The 19,992-nt window shown below is 50.7% G+C and carries 17 protein-coding genes and 1 other annotated feature; of the genes, 7 read left to right on the top strand and 10 right to left on the bottom strand.

Annotation, left to right across the window (positions count from 1 at the left end; translation table 11 throughout):
• Positions 1 to 628: 628 nt before the first annotated feature.
• From phnX to PAEVO_RS21810, 5 genes are all read right to left on the bottom strand, one after another.
• Positions 629 to 1,447 carry a phosphonoacetaldehyde hydrolase gene (gene phnX / locus PAEVO_RS21830; protein ID WP_100539650.1) on the bottom strand — a complete coding sequence of 273 codons (819 nt, stop codon included), beginning with the start codon at positions 1,445 to 1,447 and terminating at the stop codon, positions 629 to 631.
• Positions 1,444 to 2,538: a 2-aminoethylphosphonate--pyruvate transaminase gene (gene phnW, locus PAEVO_RS21825; RefSeq protein ID WP_100539649.1), complete on the bottom strand. Its 1,095-nt coding sequence runs from the start codon at positions 2,536 to 2,538 to the stop codon at positions 1,444 to 1,446. The genes phnX and phnW overlap by 4 nt, the downstream gene beginning before the upstream one ends.
• 22 nt (positions 2,539 to 2,560) lie before the next feature.
• Positions 2,561 to 3,556, bottom strand: a complete 996-nt coding sequence (locus tag PAEVO_RS21820) for an extracellular solute-binding protein (protein ID WP_100539648.1) — start codon at positions 3,554 to 3,556, stop codon at positions 2,561 to 2,563.
• A gap of 290 nt (positions 3,557 to 3,846) precedes the next feature.
• Positions 3,847 to 5,463 carry an ABC transporter permease subunit gene (locus tag PAEVO_RS21815; protein WP_100539647.1) on the bottom strand — a complete coding sequence of 539 codons (1,617 nt, stop codon included), beginning with the start codon at positions 5,461 to 5,463 and terminating at the stop codon, positions 3,847 to 3,849.
• Positions 5,456 to 6,208 carry an ABC transporter ATP-binding protein gene (locus tag PAEVO_RS21810; RefSeq protein WP_100539646.1) on the bottom strand — a complete coding sequence of 251 codons (753 nt, stop codon included), beginning with the start codon at positions 6,206 to 6,208 and terminating at the stop codon, positions 5,456 to 5,458. The genes PAEVO_RS21815 and PAEVO_RS21810 overlap by 8 nt, the downstream gene beginning before the upstream one ends.
• Before the next feature lie 240 nt (positions 6,209 to 6,448).
• Here PAEVO_RS21810 and PAEVO_RS21805 point away from each other — a divergent pair, with 240 nt between their 5' ends.
• Entirely contained in the window at positions 6,449 to 7,225 is a 777-nt protein-coding gene (locus tag PAEVO_RS21805) for a DeoR/GlpR family DNA-binding transcription regulator (protein WP_243390891.1), read from the top strand.
• Positions 7,226 to 7,939: 714 nt separating this feature from the next.
• Positions 7,940 to 8,998 (top strand): hypothetical protein, encoded by a 1,059-nt coding sequence (locus tag PAEVO_RS21800; protein ID WP_100539644.1) that lies wholly within the window; start codon positions 7,940 to 7,942, stop codon positions 8,996 to 8,998.
• A gap of 186 nt (positions 8,999 to 9,184) precedes the next feature.
• On the opposite strand, the gene PAEVO_RS21795 is transcribed toward PAEVO_RS21800, so the two are convergent.
• The gene (locus tag PAEVO_RS21795) at positions 9,185 to 10,072 is read right to left on the bottom strand and encodes a GNAT family N-acetyltransferase (RefSeq protein WP_100540231.1); all 888 of its coding nucleotides are present in this window, start codon (positions 10,070 to 10,072) and stop codon (positions 9,185 to 9,187) included.
• Positions 10,073 to 10,304: 232 nt separating this feature from the next.
• Between PAEVO_RS21795 and PAEVO_RS21790 the strand changes: the two genes are divergently transcribed.
• The 4 genes from PAEVO_RS21790 (at position 10,305) to PAEVO_RS33545 (ending at position 12,912) form a co-directional block, all read left to right on the top strand.
• Positions 10,305 to 11,423, top strand: coding sequence for an ATP-binding protein (locus tag PAEVO_RS21790; protein ID WP_100539643.1), 1,119 nt, complete (start codon positions 10,305 to 10,307; stop codon positions 11,421 to 11,423).
• Between the two features lie 30 nt (positions 11,424 to 11,453).
• Entirely contained in the window at positions 11,454 to 11,672 is a 219-nt protein-coding gene (locus PAEVO_RS33550; protein WP_133120347.1) for a hypothetical protein, read from the top strand.
• Between the two features lie 106 nt (positions 11,673 to 11,778).
• Complete coding sequence (locus PAEVO_RS21785) at positions 11,779 to 12,633, top strand: alpha/beta hydrolase (protein WP_100539642.1); 855 nt, start codon at positions 11,779 to 11,781, stop codon at positions 12,631 to 12,633.
• A gap of 33 nt (positions 12,634 to 12,666) precedes the next feature.
• The gene (locus PAEVO_RS33545) at positions 12,667 to 12,912 is read left to right on the top strand and encodes a hypothetical protein (RefSeq protein ID WP_133120346.1); all 246 of its coding nucleotides are present in this window, start codon (positions 12,667 to 12,669) and stop codon (positions 12,910 to 12,912) included.
• A gap of 963 nt (positions 12,913 to 13,875) precedes the next feature.
• Here PAEVO_RS33545 and metG read toward each other — a convergent pair.
• Positions 13,876 to 15,522 (bottom strand): methionine--tRNA ligase, encoded by a 1,647-nt coding sequence (metG, locus tag PAEVO_RS21780; protein ID WP_100539641.1) that lies wholly within the window; start codon positions 15,520 to 15,522, stop codon positions 13,876 to 13,878.
• 46 nt (positions 15,523 to 15,568) lie between these two features.
• Positions 15,569 to 15,839: a binding site (T-box leader), on the bottom strand.
• Positions 15,840 to 15,889: 50 nt separating this feature from the next.
• Positions 15,890 to 16,363 (bottom strand): RNA polymerase sigma factor, encoded by a 474-nt coding sequence (locus PAEVO_RS21775; protein WP_243390890.1) that lies wholly within the window; start codon positions 16,361 to 16,363, stop codon positions 15,890 to 15,892.
• A 229-nt stretch (positions 16,364 to 16,592) separates the two neighbouring features.
• Between PAEVO_RS21775 and PAEVO_RS21770 the strand changes: the two genes are divergently transcribed.
• Complete coding sequence (locus PAEVO_RS21770) at positions 16,593 to 17,510, top strand: ArsR/SmtB family transcription factor (RefSeq protein WP_100539639.1); 918 nt, start codon at positions 16,593 to 16,595, stop codon at positions 17,508 to 17,510.
• Positions 17,511 to 17,679: 169 nt separating this feature from the next.
• On the opposite strand, the gene pdxA is transcribed toward PAEVO_RS21770, so the two are convergent.
• On the bottom strand, positions 17,680 to 18,684 hold the full coding sequence (gene pdxA, locus PAEVO_RS21765) for a 4-hydroxythreonine-4-phosphate dehydrogenase PdxA (protein WP_100539638.1): 1,005 nt from the start codon (positions 18,682 to 18,684) through the stop codon (positions 17,680 to 17,682).
• On the bottom strand, positions 18,681 to 19,982 hold the full coding sequence (locus tag PAEVO_RS21760; protein WP_100539637.1) for a four-carbon acid sugar kinase family protein: 1,302 nt from the start codon (positions 19,980 to 19,982) through the stop codon (positions 18,681 to 18,683). Before PAEVO_RS21760 ends, pdxA begins: the two co-directional genes overlap by 4 nt.
• Positions 19,983 to 19,992 lie beyond the last annotated feature (10 nt).

Raw genomic sequence — 19,992 nt, 5'->3', positions numbered from 1 at the left:
GGAATTATGCTATAATTTTGGATATCATGTAAATGTTTCCAATATTTTCTGAATAAATATATATACTTAACATCAACCACTGCGATGAGTCCAAAAAATCTCCAACAAAAGGATCTATTAAATTGCTGAATTAATCTTTGTAGTTCCATTATAGAAAGGATGAATTATTAATGCATAGTGTTGTTGGAGTACAGGAACTCATTATATTTATAGTTATCATGATAGCAAATTACCTTATAATTTATCTGATTATTAGTAATGCAATTTCAAATTCAGGATTGAAATCGGAAATTGATAGTCTCAAGAACGAACTAAAAGATATTAAGAAATTACTAGTTGATAATTCGGCAAAAACACTTGGGGATAACAGAAATAAAGATATCTGAAAGCTACCTAATTCACTTTAAGTGAATTTATGTTACCAGAACATACCATATTTTAGCAATTTTCTTCATATCCACCTATCTCTTCACAAATTCTACAACCCAAATATTCCGATAAGAAAACAAAACGACCGCTTCCAGTAGAGTACTGTGAAGCGGTCTTCTCTTAAACATGTCTTTTTTAATTCGTATCTACTTGACGGGGGTATGGCCATCTCACTCGGTTTCTTTACTAAAATACCATCCTAGCGCTGAAGCCCCGGTCTTTTCCCCTCAGCCAGCATACCGTTAATTCTCTCGATTAATTCCGGCAGCTCGTTCATCGTCCGAATCGTAAAATCCGCCCCGTGCTGGATAAACGTCTGTTCAGTTCTCGAAATTGCGGCTTCCCGGTCCGTCGCTGACAGGGCATGGAACTCTTCTGAACTCAGGCCCATTTCCGAGCTGCCAATGACAACGCCAACCGACCATACGCCTGCGTTCACGCCTTCCTTCACGTCCGAGACGGTATCTCCCACCTTAACGACCTTCCAGGAAGCCGATAACCGGAGAGACTCCATATTCCGATAAATCATGTACGGATAAGGTCTTCCTTGGGAATTCGTGTCATCCGGCGTGAAATAGACATCCGGGCTGTAGCCCTTTTGCCGGGCATTTGCCACCACGACCTCCATCATGCTGCTCGTATAACCTGTCGTAGAACCAATCTTCAAGCCTTGACTCTTCAAAACTTCAACCGTAACGATGACACCCGGGATCGGGTCCGTGTACTCGGATAAGGAAGCCATCAAGGCCGGCTCGAATTCCGCATACAACCGCTCCACGTCCTGCTCATCGAAAGCTCTTCCGTACTTCGCTTCCCACAGCGACGACACTCTCGGCATGGACAGCATGGCACGAATATGGTCGATCTTCAGCATCCCCATCGGTGCTCTCGCTTCATCCATCGTCACTTCAATGCCCGCATTCATGAAAATATCGACAAACACGTTCACCGGTGCAAAGCATCCAAAATCCACAGCCGTTCCGGCCCAGTCCAATATAACGCCTTCGATTCGGTTCATTGTGCCATCACTCCCCTATACTCTTCGATGATATGACATAACTGCTCGATATCCTGCTCATAGATTTCTCCGATATTCCCAATGCGGAAGGTATCCACGTCGGTCAGCTTGCCGGGATATATCACATAGCCTCTTTCCTTAATATAAGCGTAAAAGTGCTCGAAGCTAAATCCTTCACTCGGGAATAAAAACGTGGTGATGATCGGAGATTGCTTGTCATCGGTGATATAAGCGTGAATACCTATCTGCGTCAATCTCTCCCGCAGCAGGCGATTGTTATTCCGGTAGCGGCTGTATCTCGCCGATACACCGCCTTCTTCGTTCAGCTCATCCAACGCCTTGGAGAAGGCGGCCACCACATGGGTCGGCGAGGTATATCGCCATTTTCCGTCCTGATCCATGCCTTTCCACTGATCATACAGATCGAGCGCCAAGCTGCGGGCAATCCCTTCGCATGCTGCGAGCTTGTCCAGCTTGGCGATGACGAATCCAAACCCTGGAACGCCCTGGATGCATTTATTCGCACTGCTGATCAGATAGTCGATGCCAAGTCCCTGCACATCGATTTCCATTCCGCCAAAGCTGCTCATCGCATCGATTATGAGGGTTTTGCCATGTTCTCTGGACAGCCTCGAGACCTTCTCCAGCGGATTCAGAATCCCGGTTGTCGTCTCGCAATGTACCATCGCGATATGCGTAATCCCCTCATCCTTAAGCAGTATGGCTCGCAGTTCATCCTCGCTTGGATGTTCATCGTAATTCACTCTGTACTCCACGTAATTCAGTCCGATATACGCCGCCATTTTCACGATCCGCTCACCATAGGCGCCGTTTGTTACGATCAGCACTTTATCGGCATTCGATATGGCGGATGTCATCACCGCTTCGACGGCAAACGTGCCGCTTCCCTGCATCAGCACGGCGGTGTACCGCTCTGGATCCGCCCCGGCGAGTGCCAGAAGCTGCGACCTGATTTTTTGCGTAATCGATTTATATTCATCATCCCACGTGCAGCGGTCAAAGAGCATCTCCTCTTTCACCGTCTTGGTTGTCGTCAAAGGTCCTGGTGTCAAAAGCTTGTAGGTATTCATGTCACATCGCTCCTATGCTGGCTTATTCTTTGGCTCCGTTGAAGAATTGCTGGTGCTCTTCCAGCAGCTCTACGGTCAGTGGCTTCTCAAAAGTCATCGAGTACGCAGGTTTGTTGACCTCATCCACGGTCTCCCCTTCGTACAGGGCCACCGGATAGTTCACGATCAGATCTTTTCTGGCATCCTTCACGATAGTCTCGGCCATTTTCATCGCTAAATCGGTCGTGTCATTCTCCTTATCCACTACCGCAACCGACTCGGTCAGCGAGAAGTTTCCTTCGACCGGATCCACGTAATCAATCGGTGCACCGTCAGCTTTGGCCGCTACCGCCTGATGGCGGAGTCCGAAGCCCGCAGCCACTTCTCCGGCCTGCACTTTCTTGATCGGACCGGAGCCCGAGCTCTCCAGATGCGGTCCCACATTGGCAATCAGATCATGGAGTATTTGGCGTCCCGCATCTTCGCCGTATTGGTTAATAATCGCCTGTACCAGCAGCCAACCGGTGGAGGAATCCATAATGTTCGGAATCGATACGAGCCCGCTGAATTCCGGTTTGGTCAGGTCCGTGATGGAGGTTGGCATCGGCAAGCCTTTGTCTTTCAGCACTGCCGTATTCACGAAGATGGAGCCGGTATTCGCCAGAATCGGCGTATAGTATTTCGGATAAGTTCCGACAGCGCCTGCGTCAAAAGCCAGATCCTTAAACATGGAATGCTTGCTCTGCGAGCTTTCGATAAAGTACGAGCTCATCGTGACGAGATCGGCCTCGATTTTGTTCCCCTCAGCCATCAGTTTCCCGCCAAGCTCGGATGTACCGAGGGATTGCACGAGATACTGTCCTTCGTATCCGGCATTCTTCAATGAGGTTTCCATTGCAGCGACGGCCTCTTCATCCCCGTTAGTGTAGATGACTACCTTTTTCGCTTCCCCCGCGCTTCCGCTGCTGCAGGCGGCCAGTGCAAACACCATGCTGATTGCGATCAATGACAGCAGCATTCCCTTAAGCGTCTTCATCATGATTAACTCCACTCCTTGAATTTTTTATTTAGTAATGATTTTAAAAATGAATTAGCCTGCGCATTCCGCGTCAGAATGAATGGCTGGTGGCGATTTCGAGCAAGGAGTTGCTCCTCACTTCAAGTGTCAATACCCAGCGGAGAGGACGGAATCGTATTGGAGAAGCGAATGCGTTCGCCTTTGTATTCGGATTTCTACAGCTTAATCATCTCAATCCGAGAAATCCGAAGACAACAGCGATCGGAAGTACGATCCGGCATCGCAGCGGACATGAACGTAATGGGGCAGCTTTACCGCTGCGCCGTTCTCCTCTGCCATGCGTCGCACACCAGCTTGATGATCAGATTCGTGAAGAAGATCAGCATCGACAGTACGAAGATCTCGTTAAACTTGGCAAAATGCTGCAGCTCTTTGATCTTGCTGGCTACGAGCGACGTCTGGGCCGATACGAGAAAGATGATGCCGCTGATCGTCACCATGGCGTTGATGAAATAGTAGCTGAACATCTCCATGACGGTTGAGGCCGAGTTCGGCAGGATCACCCGATACACGGTCTTGAACCAGCTGTCACCGAGCAGTTCTCCCGTGGTTTCCCATGAGGGATTCATCTTGGACAGGGAGTTCTTGGCCATCAGATACGGCGTCGTGAAGAAATGAACGATATTGCACAGAACGATAATGATGAAGGTTCCCTTCAGGCTGCTTCCATTAAAGAAGAGCAGGTAGGATATCCCCAGCACCATGCCGGGCACCGTATTCGTGATCATCGATACCATATCCACCGTGGATCGAGCTTTTAACGTTGTACGCACATTCAGCAGCGCCGATCCGTATGCCATCAAGGTGCCGAACAGCGCCGTCAAGAAGGCGACCCAGAGCGAATTTCGGTATACCCCCGTCAAATCACTCGATTGAATCACATCCCGTACATGCTGGAACGTAAAGGTCATGTCATAGGGGTAACTGCTCAACCAAGGAGCGATGAACATCACCGCAAACATGGACAGCATGCCCATCACAATGACCGACGACATCACGCCAAAGGCGATATCCCGAATGCGCTGGCGCGGCAGCTCGATATCCGAGAGCTTGTCATAGTGGAAATTCCATTTTTCCAAATAGTTCAGCAGCCAGATGCCGAACACGGCGGGGATCAGCATCATCACCGCAATGACAGCGCCTTGGTTGAAATCCGGAATGGAGCCCAGCATCACCTGATACAGCTGCGTTGCCACGACCGGATAGGTACCGCCAACCGAAGCCGGAATGCCAAAATCCGTAAAGCTTAAGATAAAGGAAAGGACAAAGGCTCCGCCAAGCGCCCCGGCCAAGGGACGCATAATCGTATTCAGGAAACTTCTCATCGTTCCGTCACCCATTAACTTGGAGACGATGATGAACTTTTTATCAATATACTTAAATGCGTTATGGATCAGCAGGAATACTGGAGGCAGCGTGTAAATGACGTAGCCTATGAGCAGACCGTTCCATCCGTAGATTTCAAACAAGTTGCGCCCGGCAAGCCGGGTGATCAATCCCTGATTACCGAACGAATACATAATGGCGAACCCATATGTAATGGTCGGGAGCAGCATGGGGACGATGATGACGGTTTTCAGCAGACCTTTGAGGGGCTGGTATATTTTGGTGCAATGAATGGAATACGCGAGTATAAAACCCAGGACGGTTGTGATCACCGCCGTGATGCCCGATATCTTCACACTGTTGCCAATCGCTGCGATGAATTCCCGATTCGACCCTATCGATACATAATGTCCGAGGGTAAACCCTTGATCGGATTCGAAGGAACGGACCAGCAGTATCAGCAGCGGCAAGAACAGAAACACGGCGAACAATAACAGGATGACGGTAAAGATGATCCGCATTTCCGGTTTCACGTTATGCATACTGCTCACCGAACAGGTTGTAGATGTTCTGCCTTTTGATGTGCAGCTGCTTGATAATAAACTGCTTCACAAAATCATTGCTCGGATGATGGACAATCTCCCGGGGTGTACCGAATTGGGCAATCTGCCCCTGATGGATAATCAGGATTTTGTCCGAGAGCGTCAGCGCCTCCTCCGGGTCATGCGTCACAATGATCGTGGTCAGTTTGAATTCTCTGGCAATCGACTGAATCCGCTGCTTGATCGACTCCTTGATCACGCCGTCCAGCGCGCTGAGCGGCTCATCGAGCAGCAGGATTTTCGGCTTCGTGACCAGCGTTCTGGCCAGAGCCACTCTCTGCTTCTGCCCTCCTGACAGTTCGCCGATCCGCTTGCTCAAGTGAGGCTGAAGCTCCAGGAAGTCGATATACTCCTGTACCTCCTGCTGACTCACACTCCCCTTCTTATTGCGCAGGCCGTATACGATATTGTCGTAGGCATTCAGATTGGGAAATAAGGCATAGTCCTGAAAAACGATATTAAACCCCCGCTTCTTCATCGGTACGTTGCTCAGATCTTGATCTTGGAACACGATTTTTCCCTGATCCATCCGGGTGAGTCCCAAAATAATATTCAGTAATGTGGTCTTCCCGCTGCCGCTCGGACCGAGCAGCGACACAATCTCGCCCGAACCGATTTCTACGTTGATGTCATCCAAAACCACTTTATCGTCAAATTGTTTGCGAATATGCTCTAGCTTCAGCAAACGGCTCACCTCCCTTAAACACATCCTCAGTATAGAAACCATATGTAAACAAGAATCATGAGAACTGTTAAATGTAAGTAAATTATGCATATATCATTCATATATTGATACCAACTATTGACCATATCCATCCACATTAAGTGCCTAACTTACGAATAATATAGGTAACTCTATTGAACATGGCCGGGCGAATCGGTAAACTAGACATGAATGCAGGCACCAACTACTAATGCGGATTGAATGGGTGAGCGAATGTTTCCACTGGAGAGGCAAAAGAAAATACTTGAGCTGCTTACGATTCGAAAAGTACTGAAGATCACCGAACTAACGGAAGAGCTGAACGTCTCGGTGGATACGCTGCGCCGGGATTTGAACACCTTGACCAAGCAGGGGCGGATCGAGAAGATCTATGGCGGCGTCAAGCTCGTGGAGTCCCGGTTCGGCGAATCCTCCATGGACGAGCGCATGGTCAGCCAGTTGGAAGAGAAGGACCGGATCGCCCGTAAATGCAGCGAATTCGTTCATGACGGTGATTGCATCTATATCGACAGCGGCTCGACTACGTATCAGATCGCCAAGTACGTGAAACATAAGAAGAAGCTGACAGTCGTTACCAACTCGCTGCCGGTTGCGATTGAGCTGATGGACAGTGATGTGGAGCTGATTATGATCGGCGGCAAAATCCGGCGGGAGGAGCAGTCCGTCGTCGCGTATGAATACATCTTCAATTTTCATGAGCTGAATGTACTGAAAGCCTTCATCTGCTGCAGCGGCATCACCATCGAAAAAGGCATTTCCGACTACAACCTGGAAGAAGCCATTACGCGCAAAAAAATGATCGAGCTGTCCAAAGAGGTGTACGTCATGGCGGACAGCACCAAGTTTGGCAAAGACGTCACCATTTCCATCGCATCGCTCGACAAAATCGATACCATCGTGACCGATGCGAACGTCCATGCAAGCTTCATGCCAAAATTCAAAAAAACCAATACCACGCTAGTGATTGCGGAAGAATAGAATAAAAGTGTGTGTTCAAAAAGGTCGACTTTCAGCACCGAAGCTTATGCTTCCGATGTGCGTTTTTCAAAACGCTTCAGTTGGATGAAGCTAGGGACGTCAGGAGCGGAGCTATACGTTTTCGCCAGAAAACGCCTTCGAAAGCATCTGGTGTTTTGGGTAGGTGAGCACCTGACATGTTTCCGCAAGAAACAGGCTTCGGAAGCTTCTGCTTAGGCCCGGCTGAATTCAAGATTCGATGCCGAGCTGCTTCCTGATTCGCTTCGTGTTAGATATAGAATTTATTCGTTATCAGCAGAGCTGATGAAATTCTATATCGCAAGAAAACCTACTTTTGAATCGCGGTCGCTCATCCTTGATTGGCCTCGATTGGTTTTCTTATCAAAAGCGGACTTTTTGAACAACCTCTTATAGACCAAAAAAACGGACGTTCCCCCTCGCTGAATGTTTAGCGATGAGAGAATGTCCGTTTCGGTTTCACGCAGGTACGCACCCGTATGAACTTTTAATTTATAGGTGCCAAGCCCTTTCGAATCCCTGGCAGCAGTATCATTTTCTCTTCTTCTGCAATCCCGTTTTTACCATCGGCATGAAGGCTCAAGCCCACTTGTAAGCGGTTGTATATTAGAAGGGAAGTCCATATAATGAAATGAGAATCAGGATATTTTTTCTAATAATGTGAGACACCATGCAGGTAGAGGAGGAAACAAGGTTATGAATGTTGGATCAGCACGCGCGGCGGCGACGGATTGGGTCTTGCAGCATGCCAGCAGGGAGCCTGGATTTATGGGTGCCTATTTTAGCGGCTCCACGGTCGGAAAGTCGGATGAGGCAGAGATGGCTCCGTCCTCGGACATTGACGTCGTTATCGTTACCCAGGATGCGGAGCCCCCTCTAAAGCTCGGAAAGTTTATCTATCAGGACGCTTTGATCGAAGCCACCTATCTGTCCTGGCGGGATCTCGCCTCGCCCGAGCAGGTATTAACGTCCTATCATCTTGCGGGCAGCTTCCGTGTAGATACCCTGATGTCCGATCCGACCGGGCAGCTGCGCAAGCTGCAGACGGAGGTTTCGCGTCATTTTGCCGACCGGATATGGGTCGCCCGCCGCTGTGAGAACGTGCGCGAACGTATCATAACCGGACTCCGATCTATAGATCCTTCTGCCCCTTGGCATCGCCAGGTTACCTCCTGGCTGTTCCCTACCGGCGTAACCACCCATATGCTCCTGGTCGCCGCTCTTCGCAACCCCACGGTCAGGCTCCGCTATGCGGCGGTACGCGGTGTGCTGAAGGAATATGACCAAGAGGAGGTCTACGAGGAGCTGTTAGGTTTGCTGGGCTGTAAAGACATGACTGCCGAGCAAGCCATGAATCATCTCAACGGACTGGCCCGAACCTTCGATGCCGCTGCTGCCATTGCGAAGACGCCCTTCTTCTTCAGCAGTGACATTACGCCGGATGCAAGACCGATTGCCATTGACGGCAGCCGCGAGCTGATCCTAAATGGAAGCCATCGGGAAGCCGTCTTCTGGATGGTGGCCACCTTCGCTCGCTGCCACAACATACTGGAAGTCGACGGGACTCCTGAATTTCAAGAGCAGTACGCCCCTGCTTTTGATGCCATCCTTGCGGATCTCGGTATAACGTCCACCGATGACCTGCTGCAGCGGGCCGACGAGGTTCTTCGGTTCCTGCCGAAGCTGTGGAACGTCACGGAACACATTCTGGATGCCAACCCGAATGTAACAGGCGGGCAAGAATCGACCTCATAACTCCTAACTTCATATAAAAAAGACCACGTCGGGACTCGTTCCAGGCGTGGTCTTTGTATTGTACATCTTGCGTATTACTCCCTGTGCGTACGGTGCGTGGTCGGGGACATGCTTCGATGGCTGTCAACAACATGCTTGGATGACTGTCCTACATGCTTGACGCACGCATGGCCGTCGAACGATCTTCTAGTAGCCTTCCTCCTGCAGAGGCAGATAAAATCGGTGCTCCTCTTGGTCTTTGGCAAAGCCTACCGACTGATAGAGTGACAACGCCGTTTCATTGGCTGCCTTCACTTGAAGTTTTACTGTGGCGGATCCATGGGCCTGAAGATAGGACATGGCACGGTAGAGCAGATATTTTGCAATTCCCCGTTGTCTCCACGGTTCTCTCACAAACACATCTTCAATCACGCCGACGTTCCCCTCTTCCAGCCATGCCAGGGTACTCCCTATTATCGTGTCCCCTTCCAGGACATTTATCGCAGTCCAGTTGGGATGCCCTTTATATTCCCGTAATCGCGCAAGCCCCAGCGGCGCTTCCGGCCAAACCTCAGCCTCGAGCTTTAGATACTTCTCTTCCTCTTCTGCAGATTCCATCTTCCACAATCGATACCGATAGCGATCTTCTAACGCCAAGGCAGGAATGGGCTCCTCAAGTGACCGCTCCATGGAATACAGCTTCTCCAGCGGCTGAAACCCGATCTCCTCTGTAAAAAAAGCGGTATTGCCGATCTCATGGGCATAGTTCCCCACGCACAAAAACGTCCCGTACGCCTCCGGCAAGGTCCGCTTTAACACGGTCGCACGTTTATAGAGCACTTTAAACATTTCACTTAACAGATCATTATCCCGCTCTCGCTGCGTTACAGTCTTGAGATTCACATAAATGTGATGCTTGCAGTTAGGCGCACATCCCGGCGGAATCACGTTAATAATGTCGACCTGTCCCTTGGCCACCATCTTCCCGTCTTCGAATGCACAAAACACGTTACCCCAATTCTCCTGGTCACCTACCCACCAGAACAGCGCATCCGCTGCGGATACCGCCTGATACAGCTCCCCTAGCTGAGGCATATCGTCCTGCTTAAAATTCCGTATGATTCTTTCACCCAAATGAATGTCACCGACCTTTGCGTTCATTGTAAGACGACCCAGGATGATAAAAATAGATAAAAAACAACTATAGACAAACAAGTTGCTTCTTCAGTCAATGATTTCCTTAAAATGAGTGTACAATGTTGGAATTACGTAATATAATAATTACGTAATAACATAAATATTGATAAAGTGAGGTTGATGATTCCCCATGACACGTGATCTGGTCCAAGAGATGGATGTCTTAAAGAATCAAATGGCGGAGCTGCAGGAGCTTGTCTATCAGGCTCTTATGGAACGAAAACCTGCATCCGCATCCAATCAACACCGCCAAGAGATTGCAACAGCACCTACGATAAATGAAGCAAACCCCGAAGCTGGCTCCGTCTTCTATTCCGGGCGAGTGCACCTGAACGGACAAAGCATCCGCTGGGAGCCGCAGGAACGGCGAATGGATCAATTGCTGGACATGAACACCGAGAAGGCGGCCAAAATCCTCGCAGCACTGGGCAACAAGCAGCGCCTGGATATTTTAAAGGCCGTCATGGCAGAGCCCCTATCCGGTTCCGAGCTGGTAGAACGGTTGAATATGGGAACGACGGGTCAGCTGTATCACCATCTCAAAGCGCTGCTCGGCGCGGATCTCCTCGTGCAGGAGCAGGGAGGCCGCTACGCTCTTCCTAAGCATCGGCGCCTGCCGTTCCTGCTGCTGCTGTCTGCTGCAGGCGATTTGCTCGATACAAGCGATTACCTGGAGATGAGCGAAGCCCGTAACAATGCGGGGATGTATTTCGGGAGCTCGCATGGCTTCGATATTCATCAGCTGCTCTGGGCCGTGGTGGAAAATTCGATTTTGGAGCACACGAGCGGGTATGGCGATCAGATCAGCATATTCCTGCATGAAGATGGCAGCGTATCGGTTACCGATAACGGGAGAGGCATTCCCGTGCAGGCCCTTCCGAATTCCGACATCCCTGTTGTGCAGTCGATACTAACCGATGTCCATCGGTTGAACGCCAGCGCACACTTTCTGGTCCCCGGTGCGGAGAGAGGCATCAGCATCGCCGTGGTCAATGCCCTCTCCAAGCATCTGACGGTGGAGATTCGCCGTGACGGGAACATATACCGGCAGGAGTACAGGCACGGTATTCCACAGACCGGGCTTCTGATCGTCGGCATGACTCAGGAGACGGGCACAAGCGTGACATTCAAGCCCGAGCCGGAATTATTCAGCTCTGACTTTGAATTTAATCGCATCATCGAGCGTAAGAGCGCAATTGCCGCGGACTATCCTGGCCTCAACCTAACGATCCGCAATACCGCTGAATAAAGGAGCTGGAGAAAAGGCAGTTCGAAGCCTATGCACCATGCTTTGTACAGCAGCGTTTTTTACAGCAGCGATACGGCTCAGATGTCACATCGAAGGTACTGCTCCCTATGCAAACCGTGGCTGAAGCAACGGCCTGGAACGATACCGGTCCGGGTGGTAGAGACACACGGTGTGGGGGGGCCGGGCAAGCTTGGATGGCTGTCGACCGAACCCATGTCTGGTGCTATACTGAGCTTGAAGGAACGCTAATCGAGGTGATATAGAATGCTGGAACGTTCTATGGAGAATCTAATGGAATCCGAACAGGAAAGGGGCTGGTGCGATTAAAATATAAAACGAAACGAGGACGATATACATGAGCATACAGAGCACGGTAATGAGCGAAGGATTTGCATTGAATGTTTCCATTCGCGGAAACGGCAGGCCCATTTTGGTGGTGGGAAGCAGTATATACTACCCCCGCTTGTTTTCGGAACAACTCTACACTTCATTTCAACTGATTTTCCTGGACCATCGAGGCTTTGTTAAGCCCCCTCGGACACTAGAGCCGGAAGACTATGCACTGGATAAGGTTCTGGATGATATCGAAACGGCAAGACAAACGCTGGGACTGGAGGATTTTATTATATTGGGGCATTCGGGGCACGCCTTCATGGCGCTGGAGTATGCCAAAAAATACCCGCAACATGTCCGGAAGGTGGTCCTGCTGAACACGCCCCCGACCAATAGCCCGGAGCGGCAGCAGCAGAGCATCGCTTTTTTCAATGAAACGGCAAGCCCGGAACGGAAACGGCAGTTTGAAGCGGATATATCCCTGCTGGCTGGGGATATCGAGAGAGAGCCGGAACGGCGATTCGCTCATATGTGCATCCGAATGGGAGCGCACAGCTTCTATGACTATGCCTACGATGCGGCTTGGATGTGGGAAGAGGTCTTCACCAGCATGCCCGTCATCGATCATTTATGGGGAGAAGCCTTCGCGCAGCTCAATCTGATCGATTCACTGGAAGAGGTCGTTAAACCCGTCTTCATCGGTCTTGGACGGTACGACTATTTGGTCAGTCCCGTATCACTCTGGGATGCTGTAGACGACTCGCAGGAACACGTGAAGAAGGTCATTTTTGAAAAAAGCGGCCATAATCCGATGTTCGAAGAGCCCGAGCTTTTTAACACCGTATTGACGGGTTGGATTCATGAAACGGGCAACTAACCCGCTGAAGATACAACGTATGCCGTTACTATAATGAAGAGGAGCCCTCCGCTTTACCGCTGGGGCTCCTCTTACGTTTATTTGCGCGTTGCAGCCGGTAAACTCTCGCTTCTTATGGATTCAGCGGCATCGTCCGGATGGATGCTCTTGTCGCTGAAATTCGATCCTTTTTCGAGGCCGTGCGGACACGGGATCCGCTATTTGCCGATACTCGATCCTTTTTTTGAGCCCATGCGGACACTGGATCCGTTATTTGCCGATATTCGATCGTTTTTTTGAGCCCATGCGGACACGGGGTCCGCTATTTGCCGATACTCGAACCTTTTCGAGTCCATGCGGACACGGGGTTCGCTATTTGCCGATACTCGATCCTTTTCGAGTCCGTGCGGACACTAGATCCGTTATTTGCTGATATTGAGCTGTTTTTGAGATTATGCGGACACAGGATCCGTTAATATAATATATTCACGGATTATTCCCGAAATATCTTGCGATAGCGGATCTCCTGTCCGCATGACCCCAGGAAATGCCAAGAAACAACGAAATAGCGGAACCACAGTCCTCAAAATCGCAGTCCGTACTCAGTCACAATGGATCCTCGGGTCAGCCCCCTCTTCTTTGACACCTGCTAATGGCCCCCTTAATCACTTGCTCCTATGATCGCTTAGCCCCCTTGCTCCTATGATCGCTTAGCCCCCTTGCTCCTTCGACCACTTAAACCCCTTGCTCCTTCGACCACTTAGCCCCCTAGTTTCTTGGACCACTTAAACCCCTTGCTCCTTCAACCACTTAAACCCCTTGCTTCTTCGACCACTTAGCCCCCTTGCTCCTTCAACCACTTAAACCCCTTGCTCCTTGGACCACTTAAACCCTTTGCTCCTTGGACCACTTAAACCCCCTTGCTCCTTCGACCACTTAACCCCCTTGCTTCTTCGACCACTTAGCCCCCTTGCTCCTTCAACCACTTAACCCCCTTGCTCCTTCGACCACTTAACCCCCTTGCTTCTTCGACCACTTAGCCCCCTTGCTCCTTCGACCACTTAACCCCCTTGCTTCTTCGACCACTTAGTCCCCTTGCTTCTTGGACCACTTAAACCCCTTGCTCCTTCGGCCACTTAAACCCCTTGCTTCTTTGATCCTCTAGACCTCTGATTTCTTGCTACTCGAGCCTGGGTCCACTACATTCCTTGATCACTTACTACTCACTCCTTGGGTCAGTTAAATCTTAGACACTTAAATCAATTACTCCCTTATGGACAACTCCCCCAGCCTCCGCGTTTCCTCCTCAATCCGGCTGGTATCGATCCGCTCAAACAAAAGCTCTACGCCATGAATCGGCCTGCCAGCCGGAACACGGCACCACTCCCACACAGGCTTCTCCAGCGAGAGAACGCCTCGTATCCTATCGCAAGAGAACGGAATAAACGGCTGCAGCAGGTTCGCCAAATTGGCAATGATCTGAACGCAGGTGTACAGCGTTGTCCCGCACGCTTCGCGATCCTCCTTGACCTGAATCCACGGCTTCTGTTCATCAAAATATTTGTTCGCCAGGCGCACCACGCCGAAGATTGACTCCAACGCTTCCTTCAGTCGCCCCTCCTCAATGAGCGCCCCGGCCTCGCGGTACAATGCTTCAACCCGGTTCTGCCACTCTTCGGACATGCAGCCCTCGGGCACCTTACCGTCAAACGATTTGTTTACAAACACCAAGGCACGGTTGACCAAATTCCCAAACGCACCAAGCAGCTCACCATTGTGGCTGTGAATGAACTCCCTCCAGGAGAAATCGGCATCCCGCTTCTCGGGGCCGTTCGCAATGAGAAAATAACGAATGGTGTCCGGCTGATAACGGCTTAACAAGTCCGGCACCCATATGGCCCAATTGCGACTGGTCGAGAACTTCTTCCCTTCGAGCGTCATGTACTCGCAAGATATGATTCGGTCCGGCACATGCAGATCCCCGGCCCCCTTGAGCAGCGCCGGCCAGATCAGCGTATGAAACGGGATATTATCCTTGCCATGAACATAGTAAGCCTTAACCTCGCCCGGTCCCTTACGCCAAAAGGATTCCCAATCGCCGCCCGTTTCCGCGGCCCACTGTTTGCTGGCGGATAAGTAGCCGCTGACCGCTTCGATCCAGACATAGATTTTCTTATCCTCGAAGCCCGGAACAGGGACATCCACGCCCCAGGTCAGATCCCGCGTAGCCGCCCGGTCCTGAAGCCCCTCCTCCAAGTATCTTCGGGTCAATTGCACGGCATTATCCCGCCAGCCTCGGGCGTTATTCAAATCATCCGCCAGCTCAGCCTGGAAATGTGACAGCCCTACGTAAAAATGCTCGGTAGGCCGCTCCACCGGAGGGTTTCCGCAGATTTTGCAGGTCCTGTTCGTCAGGTCGGACGGATCAAGTATGGTGGAGCAGGCGTCGCACTGATCCCCACGGGCCCTGCTGCCGCATACGGGACAATCTCCTTCCACGTAGCGGTCCGGCAAAAACCGCTGATCGGTTTCGCAATACGTTTGCCGCACGGTTTTTCGATACAAATGGCCGTTTTCCAGCAGCTTCAGAAACAGCTCCTGCACCACGGCATGATGAAACGCCTGGTCGGTTCGCGTGTATAAGTCGTAGGAGAAGCCCAGCCGTTCGAAGCAATCCACGAACTCCCCATGATACCGATCCGCAATATCCCCCGGAGCCACGCCCTCCTGAATGGCTTGAACCGCCACGGGCGTTCCATGACAATCACTGCCGGATACGTACAGGACTTGATCGCCTTTCGCGCGGAAATAACGGGCCAACACGTCGCCTGGCAAGAGGCTTGCAAGCCTCCCCAAATGTAAGGACCCGTTGGCATATGGCCAGGCACCGCCGATAAAAATATTCGTCATATCAATCATCCTCCTTTTTTTGGACAACAAAAAAAGCCCTCATCCCAAAAGGGACGAGAGCTTGCCGCTCACGTGGTACCACCCAATTTCATTCATGCCTTGCGGCATTCACCTCTTCGGGTACGACGCCATATATCGCGTGTATACCCTAGCACGTTAACGGGTGCGGGATCCGGCGCAGCCTACAACCCTCTTCAGGGTTTCGGTGCACAGCTCAGAGACCATATTCCCAAGGTTCTTTCCTTACCCCTTTTCACCAGCCGGGGCTCTCTGTTCAAAGACGTTACCAAGGTACTCTTTCTCTTCATTGCTTTTGTTTAACGTTATTCAAGTTACTGGAAATCATACCCGAACTTTACGAATGAAGTCAAGGGGACGGATGCGGAGCCTTTCTTGCCCTTACCCGGCCATCCCGTATCGCTCCCAGCTTTTTCCCCAGCATCATCTTTAGTTTCTTGCGGGCTCTGCTCATGCGGTTCCGTACATTTTCAGGCTCAATTTGGAGCACTTCCGCAATTTCCAGGGTATTGAAATCCTCGTAATAATACAAATACATCGGCTGTCTTAGGGTTTCAGGCAGAGTAAGCACAGCAGATAACAGTTCGTCATGGTTCTCCTCGCTATTCATCATCGATTCAGGCGCCTGCATAGCGCACTCGGTCAAACGATTCTCCGAAAGAAAGTCCATCGGTTCCAGCTCCGTTTCTTCGTAGGTTGATCGGTTCTTTCTTGTTTCCCTTAGTTTAAACTTCGTGCCTTTCTCTTGACCGCATGAAATTGCCGTTTCTCCGCAGGGAAGAAGCGTACCAACAAACTTACCCAAGCATGCGTGTATTTCCAAGACTCTCCGGCCCTCCGAACCACTTCCAGCTGCTTTTCCCTTATGAGATATTCCTGAATGAACCAATTGTTCATATCCAGTCACTCTTTTCCGTCCATTAGTTCATAATTTTTTGAACTAAATGATTAAGTTTAATTATATATGAACAAATAAATAGTTCAATATTTATTTTCATCAGGATGTGGTATCATAAAAATGGAATGATGAGTACTTGAAGGAGAAGATGATCATGACCATTATCAGAATTGACTATTCGCCTGTTCACGAGCTGGTCACCAGCTTGTTCGCATATACAGATAATAAAAACCAAATGCATGATCTAGGAAATAAGTGGAGGAAGGAAATTCAAAAGAAGCTGTCTGCATCTTTTACGGATAAGCTCGAAGAGCTGGACTTGTTCGAGCTTATTGCTTATCTGCACCTGGCTATCGTAGACAGCCCGGAAAAAGACAACGTCGAGAGGTTTCTTGCCTGGTTTGCCGATTTGGGAGAAGGCCAATTGTATGAAATCCTGGCGCCTTATCTTGAAGACGGGTTTCCGATGGGGCTTAAAACATTCCGGGATCTCAGTCATGAGATCATGACGGAGTGGCACCGGGCCTATACAATAACGCCGGAAATTCACGACTTGCTGGGACGTTCCGCTGCCCGCATGGAGCAGCTTAGCCGGGAGCTCCCCTACATTGATCTGATTGATGAGGCAACAAGCGGAATTGTGCTCGATCCTGAAGATGAATACAACGCCATTCTTCTTATCCCTACCTATCACATCAAGCCGTTAAACCGGATGGACTACGTGAGCAACCAACAGCTCATTATCAGCTATGCCGTAGACGATGAGCAGGTGGACGAGGATACACCCACCAGTCAGCTGCTGCGGATGACCAAGGGGTTGGCTGACGAGAAGCGGCTGGTACTGCTGCACATCCTGGCTAAAGGCCCTGTTACGTTTACCGAATTGCAGCAGAAGACCGGCCTTTCAAAGAGCAACCTGCACTACCATCTATCCCTGCTTAAAACCGCGGGTCTCCTGCGCATGCATTTCAAAATGCCGAATGAGCGGTATAAATACAGTGCCAGACCTGAATCCTTCAATCAGCTGAAAGCGTTCCTGGAGTCTTACGTGTTTGGATTATCCCAGTCATGAGGAACGAATCCCGTTACAGCGAAGAAACCTGAGGAGCCATAAAAAAAGATGACCCCATAGGTGGAGTCATCTTTTTGTTATGAACAGCTTATGTTCCTGCGGAATCTTGTACTGTTACTTCGATAATAAGGTAATGGCGGCCGCTATGTCCCGCCCGGCAATAACATCTTTAGGCTTTAGGCGCCAGTTCCGCTGCCTGACGGATCGCTTCCATCAAGCTTTTCTCGTCGGCGATGCCTTGACCGGCAATGTCGAACGCCGTTCCGTGATCGACGCTGGTGCGGATAATCGGAAGGCCAACGGTAATGTTGACGCCTGCATCCAAGCCGAGCACTTTGACGGGACCATGCCCCTGATCGTGATACATAGCCACTACGATGTCAAAGTCGCCGCGAACCGTCCGGAAGAACAGCGTATCGGCCGGGAGCGGGCCTACGACCTGGATTCCTTCCGCCTGCGCCTTCTCGACACCCGGTATGACTTTCTCTTCCTCTTCGCCATATCCGAACAATCCATTCTCGCCCGCGTGAGGATTGATTCCGCAAACAGCAATCCGCGGAGCAGCGATGCCGGACTTCTGCAGCGTCTCATGAGCAAGCTTAATGACATGGTACACGCGCTCAGGCTGAATGGACCGGACGGCATCGATGATGCCGACATGCGTCGTAACGTGAATGACCTTCAAATTCGGCGCGGACAGCATCATGGAGTAGTCCGTGGTTCCGGTCAAATCCGCCAGAATCTCCGTATGGCCCGGATATTTGTGGCCCCCTTTATGCAGGGCCTCCTTATTCAGCGGAGCGGTGCATATGGCCTGGATTTTATGGTCTTTGGCCAATTCGATAGCCGTCTCCAAAAATTTGAACGCGGCGTGTCCGGCTTCCGGGGCAACTTGTCCAATCGGCAAGTCCGCTGGCAGCAGATCCAGATCAAGCACATGAACCGTGCCAAAACGGTAGTCCACCTGCTCCAACTCATCAGCAGTAATCGCTTCGATCGCCAAGTCACTGCCCACAAAGGACTTTGCCCGCTCCAATATCTTCACATCCCCGATTACAATCGGGCGACTGATATGATACATCTCCTCATTCATGAGGCTCTTGAGTATAATTTCAGGACCGACGCCTGCGGCGTCTCCCATTGTAATCCCGATAACCGGTTTATGCTGGCTCATGTTCTCACCTTTTTCTTATTTGTTATATAGTGCAGAGAATCTACCAGGGATTGATCATTGCCGAAGCCCCCGGCTTTGGTGACGGTCCAGTAACCTTTCTCCATGCCTTGAAGCCTTCCGAACGGCAGGCCAGGCTCTACTTCCGAATAAAGCTGCATCTCTCCCATTCCAAGTTCGATACAGATAGCTTTAGCGGTATCCCCGCCGGTTAATACCAACCCTTGGATCTCAGCGTATGCCTGTAGAATTGCTTTTGTCATTCTTCCGAGTCCCAGCGAGATCGCTTCGCTTACCTCGGTTGAAGATAATCCCTGCTCATCCCCTGCTTCTTTTGCAAGTCTGCGGTTTTCTTCCGAAGCGTCCACATACAGGACCAAGTAACGCTTGTCCATATCCTGTGCAATTTGCTGCAGGACATCTCCTGTGTCGTAAGTTTCACGAATCAACGCGGTCGGATCGATCTCCAGCATCAACGAGTCGGGCATGTCTTGGACCGCACGAAGCTGCCGCCGGGTCGTTTGGGACAAGCTCCCTGATACGATCAGTGCTTTATCCGCCCCAATCCAGTCTTGGCTGCCCTCCCCCACGGAGGTCAGGGACAGCGCCTCCGGCAAGTATTCAATTAATCCGGCAGAACCAGCCCATAGAATCTTCTTGTCCAGTTGTGAAAATAATGCCGATATCGCCTGTAAATCCTCTTCCGTCTCACTATCACATACAAACCAGGTTTGACCTTCCGCCAGCTTGGATTCGAGCCATGGCAGAAATTGCGCCGCGGGCTGCCGCACTTGACTTGATAAGACCAGCACCGCCTCAGGCTCTTCTTCCTTCTGCAGCAGCTTCGGGATATAGCTTTCCATGACAGGCGTTTTGGGATCCTTGGCAAACTCCGTCTCGGTGATTAGTACACCTTGAACATAGTGATGCCCCTGTACCGTCGTGCGGTTCATTTTGGGAAAAGCCGGGGCGATCAGCACCAAATCCGGCCGGAACACCTTCTGCACCGCTCGTAATTCCTCTGCCACATTCCCGCGCAGGGTGGAGTCCAGCTTCTTGTAGATGTGGCGGCAGCCCTGCTCTTCAAGGAATTGAGCGGCTTCATACGCCGCTTCATAGGCATCCGCGCTGCGTTTCGCCCTGCTATCCGTATCAACGATCAGTACTTCGGCACGGGTGTCCTGACGGTAATGACGATGATCGAATACGACGGTGGAAACCAGTCCCTTCTTCGCCAATTGTACGCCCGAGTCATTTGCACCGGTCAGATCGTCCGCGATGATTCCAATTTGTTTTATCACATTTCATCAC

Source organism: Paenibacillus sp. GM2FR (assembly GCF_002803325.1).
GTDB lineage: Bacteria > Bacillota > Bacilli > Paenibacillales > Paenibacillaceae > Paenibacillus_AQ > Paenibacillus_AQ lautus.
This window is presented reverse-complemented; position numbering and strand designations above follow the sequence as displayed.